Here is a 10049-nt window from a genome sequence, read left to right on the forward strand (position 1 = left end):
CTCAAGAATTTCGATGGTTAGTAAATGTAGATTCTGCACCGACTTTTTCTATAAAAAATAACTGAAGTATCCACTACTTCTATACTTTCTTCTTCAACTAACGGGTGCGTTAGTTCAATAAGAATTAAGTAGAGTTAAGAACTATTATAGTTATTCCATTAAAGGGCGCAATTCTAGTACAAGCAATTGTGTCTTTTTAGTTATCATCTTGAACAATGGTATTGCTTATTTGACTGCGTAGTAAAAAAAGAAAGAGTATCACTCTTCCTTTTTACTAATCTTTATACCATCGAGTTTGCTTGAAATCTCTTCAAGTACAACATTTCGTTCTTTTTGAGCTTTAATAAGGCTAATTGCAAACCAAATTGTAAAACCAATAACAGCCAGATAAATAATAATCATAAGTAAAATAGGGATTATAGCCATCGCTCCCATTAGTTATTACCTCCAGTCAAAATAATTTATATCTCATTGGTCATATGAAGATTATGTACAGTCCGAGGACACTATGCAGTAGCTCATTCAAGAATAGGGCGGTATTCAAGAGGAATTAGCGCTCCTTTTCAATCTTAGGATCATTTCTAAAATATTCTCGAGGCAATGGTTTACATAAGAAGGCACAAAGTAGTAGATTACAAATTCCCTATTGACTATATATACTCCATATCTAACAATTACCTTTATGCAACAGCTGAATATGAAACATCGTCAGACTAGAAGGTGGAATAAAACGTGAGAAGAATGGAAAGAAGAGAGCAACGGAAATTAACCGGGCAGATATGGAGTAAGTTTAAAGATAAAAAAATGATAGTAAAGATTTTAGCAACAGGTACAATATTCGTTTTAAGCTGCCTACTGATCTTTAATATATTAATTTTGAAAAGTGATGTCAGTAAATTAGACGATCCGGCTCCACAGCCAACGATTATTTATGATCAAAATGGAGATGTAGCTAGTAAGATTTCAGGTTCCAAAATAGAAGGAGTTAGCATAGAACAGATTCCTGACCAGGTTATTCAAGCCGTAATTGCTACAGAAGACCAGAAGTTTTACAAGCATAATGGCATTAATGTTATCGGAATTGTTAAAGCATTGACGAAAAACCTAACAAGCGGAGAAATTGTGGCGGGCGGAAGCACAATCACGCAGCAGTTGGCAAAAAATGTTTTTCTAACACAAGAGCGTACATATACGAGAAAGTTTAAAGAGCTTATCTTGACGAAAAAAATTGAACGAACCTACTCCAAAGATGAAATTATGGAACGGTACTTAAATCAGATTTACTTTGGAGAAGGAGCTTGGGGCATTCAGCGTGCTTCCCAAACGTATTTTGGCAAGGATGTAAGCGAATTAACGATAGGTGAGTCGGCGATGCTCGCAGGGTTGATTAAATCGCCTTCCAATTTGTCTCCATTCAAAGATATGGACAAATCAGTCGAACGGAGAAATCTGGTTTTATCCTTAATGGAAAAGGAAGGTTACATTAGTCAAGATGATGTGGAAGCGGCAAAAGAACAGCCAATAGTTTTAGAGGGCAAAAAGATAGATGATTATAAAGGGAAATACCCTTATTATGTAGACCATATTATTGAGGAAGCCATAAAGAACTATGAACTTACAGAAAATGAGGTTCTTTCAGGTGGACTTCATATTTATACAGAATTAAATCCTACAATACAAAATGCAGTGGAACAGGTGTATAGGGATGACGAGATGTTTCCTGAAGGGCAATCTGACCAGCTAATTCAAAGTGGCGCCATCTTCATCAACCCCTCAAGCGGCGGAATCAACGCCCTTGTTGGAGGAAGAGGGGAACACACTTTTAGAGGATTTAATCGTGCGACTCAACTAAAACGGCAACCTGCGTCTACCATTAAACCGCTGGCAGTATATACCCCAGCCTTAGAACAGGGATATGACATCTTTGATATCTTACCAGACTCGCCTATTAATATAGCTGGATATCAACCAATGAACGTTGACAATCAATTCCGTGGAGAAGTGACGATGTATGAAGCTTTGGTAAATTCCTATAACGTCCCGGCGGTATGGTTGTTGCAAAGGATGGGATTGAAATACGGGATTAATGCAGTCGAGCGATTCGGTATTCCATTAACGGAAGAGGATTCTAATCTAGCTTTAGCACTTGGTGGTTTGAATGAAGGCGTATCGCCTTTATTGATGGCGCAGGCGTTTTCCACTTTCCCCAATAATGGGGTGATGGCAGAAGCACACGCTATTCAAAAAATTGAAGATGTCAATGGCGAGGTCATGGCAGTATGGCATAGTAACGCGACAAATGTCACGGATCCTTTAGTCGCCCAGAAAATCACCTATATGCTTAAAGGTGTTGTTGAAGAAGGCTCAGGGATGAATGCTCAAGTGGAAGGCTGGGAAATCGCCGGTAAAACGGGTACAACACAACTCCCATTTGCGAATGCAGGAGGAGCGAAGGATCATTGGTTTGTCGGATATACGCCTCAAATTGTTGGGGCAGTTTGGATGGGCTATGATCAAACGGATGAAAATCATTATTTATCGGGATACAGCGGCTCTACGGTCACAAAAATTTTCAATGAAATTCTCTCGGAGTCTATAACGGAATTTTCCCAAAAAGAATTCGATTTATTGGCGCTGGAAAAACAGCTTAAAGACCAGCTGAAAAAAAAGGAAAAACAGAAGGAAAGAGATTTAGAACAGAAGGAAAAACAGGAAGAAGAGAAAAAAGAAAAGAAAGATAAAGATAAAGATAAAGATAAAGATAAAGATAAAGATAAGGAGAAGAAAGAGAAAGAAGAAGAGAGGAAGAAAGAAAAAGAAGAGAAGAAAATGGAAAAGGAAGAAGAGAAGGAAAAGAAAGAAGAAGAGAAGAAAAAGAAAGAGGAAGAAAAGGAAAAACAAGAATAGCAAAGTTCAACAATCGGGCGCTTTTCTTTAATAAGAAGGCGTCTTTTTGCATGGACAACACATTTAAGGAGTTGGATTTATTGAGGTGTAAAATAGATTGTGAAGTATTGTACTTAAAGTAAAGGGTGCTTTAGTAAAGAGCATAGGGTTGCTTAGGCAACTCTTTTTTCTTGTTGAACTAACGCAGCGGATTAATACAATAAGGAAAAAATTACATATATAAATCACAGGAATATATTGTTAAGATTTGAGAAGTCAAGTATTCTGGGGGGGAATTAGTAAACAATGGTATAAATGAAGAAACGTGAGGTACAAAGATGCTTTGGAAAATTTATTTTTGGATAATGTTAGTTTTGTTGATAGTGTCATTGTTTTTAGAAAATGAATATGGTTGGGGAGAAACTGTATTAAGAATTGTGAGTACGATTATTGCCATTATTAACACAGTGGGATTTTATGGTTATGTATACAAGAAACAATTCTATTCGCAATCTTTTTGGAAAATCATATTCATAGTTACTGTAATAGATGCAATTGTATCTTCACTTTATTATGGGTTTCAAGATGCTGAACTAGGAATAGAAGGAATTATTTTTGTTACGGTTTTCACGTTTATTATTATGTATCCTCTATTGCTAGGTTTATATAGATATGGATTCAAAAAGCAAAATTTAGCATAGTGATTTCTCGTTAAGTTTTAATGTTCAAAGCAATTACGTGATATATAGTTGGAAATTATTATTCTTCATTTTCACTAAAGCGGCAGTTTAGTTAAACAAGGGTATAAATGTACATAAATAAGTAATTTTCACAGGGGGAATCAACAGTGATTAAGTTAGTCAAAGAAGTTGATAATGAATTGATGTATTGGGAAGCTTGGAAAGATGGTAAAACACTAACAGTCCATTATGGTGTTGTTGGAGATACTGGTGAAACAGAAGAAGTTAAATTAAAGTTATTTGAAAAAGCAGAAAAGGTAATGGAAAAATTAGCTGAAGAGAAGTTGAATGAGGGTTATGAAGTACTTGATGAAGAGGAGTTAATCGAGTTTATTGTCCAATACCAATATGAAGAAAATGAAATGGAAGAAGCACTTGATAAAAGGCAAATAGTTGAAGATTTAATGAATGAGTGTTTAGGTTGGACTGGAAATGGTTCGAGTGATGGTGGAGACATTGGTAGTGGTAGTACAAACGTCTTCAATTACGTTATCGATGTCGAAAAAGCTTTAAAAACTACAATTGCTGAATTATCTAATAAAAAATTATTAGATAATGTGAAAATAGCCTATTTAGATGAAGATGAAGAATATGTTTCTCTTTATCCAGAAGGTACTGAATTTGATATTATCTAATTCAACTAACGGGTGCTTTACTTCAAGAAGGAGTAAAGCCTTTTTTCTTATTGAACTAAAGGTGCAGGTTAGTTGAAGAAGGATTTTGTTATCATAACCAAGAATATATTGTAAAAGACAACGAATTATCCATTTACTTTCTAAATTCTAGTGGCTGTAAATGGGAAGGTATTTTTACTATGCTAAGAACATATTCTGGTTCGATGTAGAAGTGAAAAAAGAACGAACAGTTGGTATATTAACTATTTGGGAGGTTGTATCTTGAAGAAAATATTGATTCTTGGTGCTAGTGGGTTGGTTGGGAAAGCTATAGCTAAGGAATGTATAAATGATTTTGATGTATATGGAACTTATTTTTCATCAGCGACCAATCTTACAGACGATAAGCAATTTCAAATAAATATTCAGGATGAGGAAAAATTTAGTGAAATACTTAATTTTGTCCAACCTGATATTATTGTTTCAAGTTTAAAGGGTGATTTCGACGATCAATTAAAATTCCACCGACATTTAGCCGAAGAATTAAAAAACAGGAATTGTGTACTTTACTTTTTCTCAACTACAAATGTCTTCGATGGAGATTTGTCAAGGCACCACAGTGAATTGGAAGAACCAATTTCTAAATCTGATTATGGTCAATATAAAATTGATTGTGAAAAGATGCTAACGGAATCACTTGGAAATCGTGCCAATATAGTTAGAATTCCAGGAATTTGGGGAAAGAATTCACCTCGCTTTAATGCTATTAAAAATAATATTGAAACTGCTGCACCTATACAAGCTTATAGTAATTTAGAATGTAATTTTTTGTTAGACAAACAGTTAGCTCTTCAAATGCACTTCATTTTAAAAAATGAATTGAGTGGGATATTTCATTTAGGTGCGGTAAACATGGTAAAGGAATGTGCATTCTATGAAGAATTAGTTAACAAATTAACCAATGAAAAAGTAAATATTCATCCTAAGCCTTATCAAGACAAAGAATGTACTTATTATTTTGGTCTCGTGTCAAATCGTGAAGATTTAACAGACCATCTTAAAATAACAAATGAACAAATTATTACTTACCTGGTAAGCTGAGTTTTAATAAATATATTAGAAATTGCATAATCCTTAATTTAGAATAACGGAAATAGAGATTCCCGTTTTTTTCACTAACGGGTGCTTTAGGAATAAAAGGACATCAAAATACAATGAGCTTGGAGACACATTTTCCAGCTCGTTTTTTTGTGCATTTTAAATTAACCTCTATCTTTAACATAGTCTTATATATTATAAGTCCTCTACGATAACCCTTCTAAGTAAATATTATGAGGAAAGAGATAATAATGAATATAGTGAATAATACCATTATATGATAAAATAGGACATAATTCTTAGAAGCTTTCTTAACAGATTAGTAGGAGTGGGGTATACGAGTGAATGTATTATTTAGATTATTTTTAACTTTTAATGCTACTTCCTTAATTATAGTTGTATATCTTGCCAAAGAACAATTTGTGTTAGGAGATATTGTTTCTTGTTTTGATATTATTCCTGACTTTATCTCATATTTAATATATATTTTGATTCCAATTTGTCTTACTTATGTCAGTCTTACATTTTCAAACTTTTTAGATGACGATAGTATTCATTCAGATAAAACCCCTGTAATAAAAGAAGTTGAACAAGCAAATAATGCATTTCTTCCAAGTTATCTTGGCTACTTTTTTGTTGCATTAAGTGTTCCATACTTCGAAACCTTATTCTTTGTTTTTATTATACTTTTTGTTTTTACATTTCTGTCCCAGACACTATATTTTAATCCATTATATCTAATATTCGGTTACCACTTTTACTATGTAACCACTAATACAAGCGTAAAGGTATTTATTATTTCTAAACGAATACTAAAGGATCCTAAAAATCTCAGCTTTCAAAGATTAAAACGAATTAATAATTTTACTTTTATAGATCGAGAGGTGTAAATTGTGAATTATTTGGTCTCCAAAACTAAGGGAGTTCAAGGAGAGTTTTTTAAAGTTCTATCAAGTGAAAAAGATATTTATCTGATACCTCAAAACTTAGAAAATGGAGTTCCATATTCTCCATCCTATAAGCTTGAGGAAGATGAATGGTTCACGATAGATGACTTTTCCAACAAAGAGTTCTATATAGAATTCTTATCCAGAACTTTCATATCAACTGACTATAATCAAGTTACCAAACAAAACTACAGTAAATTAGAGTATTTATGTTCAGTTCAAGGGGGAACTTACTTTTTTCAAAAGATATATGAATCGAATTTGATAAAAAAGAAGTTTCTTTCTATGTCTGCTACTCCAGTCCTTGTTGATAGTGAAAATGAACCAATATTAATATTGAACAAAATTCCAGATGCAATATACGACCAGGATTTTGATTTACTTTATTTTAAAAAGTTAAGTGCATTAACAAGTATTTTCCGAGGAATTGAAACATTATATAAAGAAGCAACACAGGTAGAAACGGAGGAATTTTTGAAAAATGACTTTATTAGGTTAGAGGAAGGTTACAATGTTAATAAGGTGAAGACAGCTAATAGAAAGCGGATAGCATTAGCTATGGATACACTTGGAACCTATTCCCCTCAGGATCAGCAAAGTATATTTGCCTATACAAAAGAATATTGCGGAGAATTACAATATGATGAAAACCATAAATTTTTTAGGATTAAATCAGAGGATGATCTAAAAAAACTTCTCTATGGTATAGAGCAACGGTATTATACAACATTGCTCGGTAATGAAAAAAGGCTTGCAAATTCAGTAATGGTCCTAAATAATTGAACACTTTTAATTGGTTATGACTGCACAACAAAGATAAAATAGGAAGCAAAAATAACATTTATAAGAACAGCAAACAAAAGCGTCCCAAAAGTTGAACGCTTTTGTTTGCATTTGACTGATTCTAATGTATTTGTAATAGTAGCAGATACCCTTGGATGCTTTGAACTTTAAAAGAAATCAATCTTAAATTTCTCTAGCTAAGAAGATGTAACGGGAAAATAAAGTTGTACAAAAAATGTAGAAGGAGAAATTTTTATTAGACTATAACACCTTCTCCACGTCTGATTAAATCATTTTCACCTATCTGAATAATGTTAAAATAAGAATAAGTTTGTGAAGGTTTACACTTAAACTAACGAAGCAGTTTAGTTCAACGGAGGGATGGCTATTAAAAGTATAATAAAATCTTTGATAGGTTGGGTTATTGGTGCGCTTATAGCTGTATTTATTATGAGTTTATGGAAAAATGAAGAAGTAGACTGGGGACGTTTTGTTGCTTTGAGTATAGGTGGTCTAATTAGTGCGGTTATATTTGGAATAATTAATTTTTTTAAAGATGATGAAAGTAAAAAACACAATTGAATTTGTTATCTTATTGAACTAACGAAGCAGTTTAGTTCAATAAAAGAATGTTAAATAAGAGGTGAAAAATGAGAAAGCGATTAAAGAAAAAATTAGAAAATAGATATAATGCTTTAAATGAAGCCAAACGTCAAAGATTTAAAAGAAAAGGCATTAGGTGTATAAGATATGAGTTTTTACCAATTGGAGAAAGGGATAAGTTTGCTCTGACTTATGACGAAATAACCCCTGACTACTCTTATGCTACACACTGGCTTATCGAGGCTTTTGTTTGGGAAGATTCTTCTCAATTAAGGATTTTTGCGTGTTCAAAGAATGGTGGCACTTCAAGTATCTCTCCAGTTCAAATGATTATTTTTAGTGATAATGATGTTGAACAGATTCTAAATACTTTTAAAAAAGTATTTGAAGATATGAAGAGTGATAAGTTTTGGGATACCATTTATTAAACATAGTCCAACGCTTAATTCGTTATTAAACTAACGGGTGCTTTACTTCAAGAAGGAGTAAAGCATTTTTATTATTGAACTAAAGGGGCAGGTTAGTTGAAGAAGGATTACCTTCAAGTACCTTGTACAAAATTATTTATAAGAATGGTGATATGATGGAAATTTGTAAAGAGATTATAGCGAAGAACAAGAAATATAAGGCAGTCATTTTTACAATTGGAGGGATTTATCGTGTCCAATTGTTTGAATATTTACCTGAATGTGTTGATGATGATGGGGATGTTTGGGAGGCGTTATGGCAAGAAGTCACAACTTCTAATACAATAACGGATACGGAACAGAATGCTATAAAACTTGCAGAAGAAGAACTTAACTTATTAAACTAACGGGTGCTTTAGTTAAACAAGACCATCATTTCGATGGTCTAACTTTTTACCCAAAACTTCAGGTAGATTTCGGTGACACATTGTGAAATGTTACACTTCAACTAACGCAGCAGGTTAGTTTAATAAGAAATAATATATAGGAGGAAAAAAAATGAGTTTTGCTGGATACCAAAGTCTAATGAATGATACAAAATGGGAAGAAATTTGGTTAGCAATGATTGATATACCAGAACTTATCTATTGGCGACAGAGGGATATGGAGACTAATTATACATGTGATTGGGATGCAGAATGGTTTCATCATTTCAAAACAGATGGAAATAAGGATAGCTATAAAACAATTGAATGGTTAGAAATTAAATTTGAAAATGAAGAAACAAAAAATAAATTGTTAAAAATCCTAAAAAAGATACACGTTCCAGGTGAGGTGTTAGGTAATACTATCAAGGTTTATGGTTATATAAAAGAAGGGACTTTCATGGATTATATTTAAAGAATCTTCTTCAACTAACGGGTGCTTTAGTTAACGAGACCATCAACATTAGAACATCTGTATAAAATTCATGGTCATTGAAAGTAGAATGATAAGCAGTAATAATACCATTAGCAAAAAACTGTACCTTTTTAGGTGTAAAACTTTTATTATTTGTTTTTGGTATTTCATAGCATTATAAGATTCATATATTTTAAACAATACATAAAACAACAGAAATTAAGGAGAAAGTATAAATGAGATTAGAGAGTGAGAGAATTTATTTAAGACCTCTTTCCGAGTTAGATGCACCTATTATGTTAGAAAATACAATGGATGAAGAAATACGTTATATGACTGGAACCAATTCTAATTTTTCATTGGATCAAATTAAGACACATATTGAAAATATTAATAATGATTCTAGCCGCTATGATTTCGCTATTTGTTTAAAAAGCACTGACGAAATGATTGGAGAGTTATCGATTTTCGATATAGATGAGGAGAACAAAAAAGCAGGATTCAGGATATCAATGGCTACCATTTCATTAACAGGAAAAGGATATGGTACTGAAGCTATAAAAATTGTTCTAAGTTTTGTCTTTGAACAACTCCAATTAAATCGTTTACAGTTAGAAGTATTTAGCCATAATTTGCGTGGAATTAGAGCATATGAAAAGGTTGGGTTTGTAAAAGAAGGAGTCTTACGTCAATCCTTATATTACAATGATGTGTACTCCGATGAAATTATTATGGCAATACTTAAATGTGATTTTAAAAGTATGCTATTGCAATAATCCAAAACGATACAAGTACAGCGTTGATAGCTTTTTAATACTTAATCTAGGGATCATTCGACCAGGAGATTGTGAAGTAATGTACTTAAACTAACGGGTGCTTTAGCTAAATATGGCCATCATTTCGATGGTCTATTTTTATGTCCAAAACATTAAGTTGATCTCAGATATGCATTGTGAAATGTTACACTTAAACTAAAGGGGCAGCGCGACAAGTTTTGTTATAAGCACTAAGGTGTGAAAAAACAAGGGATTTCTTCCGAAATCCTAACTTTATAACCGAGGATAGGAATGA

12 protein-coding genes are annotated in these 10049 nt (G+C 32.8%); 11 read left to right on the forward strand and 1 reads right to left on the reverse strand.

The features are described 5' to 3' along the window. Positions 1–258: 258 nt before the first annotated feature. The gene (locus tag BMZ04_RS22575) at positions 259–435 is read right to left on the reverse strand and encodes a hypothetical protein (protein ID WP_177184543.1); all 177 of its coding nucleotides are present in this window, start codon (positions 433–435) and stop codon (positions 259–261) included. 306 nt (positions 436–741) lie between these two features. On the opposite strand from BMZ04_RS22575, the gene BMZ04_RS21355 reads away from it, so the two are divergent. From BMZ04_RS21355 to BMZ04_RS21405, 11 genes are all read left to right on the forward strand, one after another. Further along, positions 742–2907, forward strand: a complete 2166-nt coding sequence (locus BMZ04_RS21355) for a transglycosylase domain-containing protein (protein WP_177184545.1) — start codon at positions 742–744, stop codon at positions 2905–2907. Positions 2908–3224: 317 nt separating this feature from the next. Next, entirely contained in the window at positions 3225–3587 is a 363-nt protein-coding gene (locus BMZ04_RS21360) for a hypothetical protein (RefSeq protein WP_093277570.1), read from the forward strand. A gap of 146 nt (positions 3588–3733) precedes the next feature. Further along, complete coding sequence (locus BMZ04_RS21365; protein ID WP_093277574.1) at positions 3734–4261, forward strand: WGR domain-containing protein; 528 nt, start codon at positions 3734–3736, stop codon at positions 4259–4261. A gap of 261 nt (positions 4262–4522) precedes the next feature. Then, positions 4523–5341: a sugar nucleotide-binding protein gene (locus BMZ04_RS21370; protein WP_177184544.1), complete on the forward strand. Its 819-nt coding sequence runs from the start codon at positions 4523–4525 to the stop codon at positions 5339–5341. Positions 5342–5679: 338 nt separating this feature from the next. Further along, the gene (locus BMZ04_RS21375; protein ID WP_093277582.1) at positions 5680–6228 is read left to right on the forward strand and encodes a hypothetical protein; all 549 of its coding nucleotides are present in this window, start codon (positions 5680–5682) and stop codon (positions 6226–6228) included. Positions 6229–6231: 3 nt separating this feature from the next. Next, positions 6232–7068, forward strand: a complete 837-nt coding sequence (locus BMZ04_RS21380; protein ID WP_093277586.1) for a hypothetical protein — start codon at positions 6232–6234, stop codon at positions 7066–7068. A gap of 381 nt (positions 7069–7449) precedes the next feature. Then, positions 7450–7650, forward strand: coding sequence for a hypothetical protein (locus BMZ04_RS21385; RefSeq protein ID WP_093277589.1), 201 nt, complete (start codon positions 7450–7452; stop codon positions 7648–7650). Between the two features lie 68 nt (positions 7651–7718). Then, on the forward strand, positions 7719–8099 hold the full coding sequence (locus BMZ04_RS21390; protein WP_093277592.1) for a hypothetical protein: 381 nt from the start codon (positions 7719–7721) through the stop codon (positions 8097–8099). Between the two features lie 122 nt (positions 8100–8221). Beyond that, positions 8222–8485 (forward strand): hypothetical protein, encoded by a 264-nt coding sequence (locus BMZ04_RS21395; RefSeq protein ID WP_093277596.1) that lies wholly within the window; start codon positions 8222–8224, stop codon positions 8483–8485. 151 nt (positions 8486–8636) lie between these two features. Beyond that, positions 8637–8978, forward strand: coding sequence for a DUF6678 family protein (locus BMZ04_RS21400; protein WP_093277600.1), 342 nt, complete (start codon positions 8637–8639; stop codon positions 8976–8978). A gap of 236 nt (positions 8979–9214) precedes the next feature. Beyond that, complete coding sequence (locus tag BMZ04_RS21405) at positions 9215–9754, forward strand: GNAT family N-acetyltransferase (RefSeq protein ID WP_093277605.1); 540 nt, start codon at positions 9215–9217, stop codon at positions 9752–9754. Positions 9755–10049: the final 295 nt, after the last annotated feature.

This window comes from Psychrobacillus sp. OK032 (genome assembly GCF_900111345.1).
Lineage (GTDB): Bacteria > Bacillota > Bacilli > Bacillales_A > Planococcaceae > Psychrobacillus.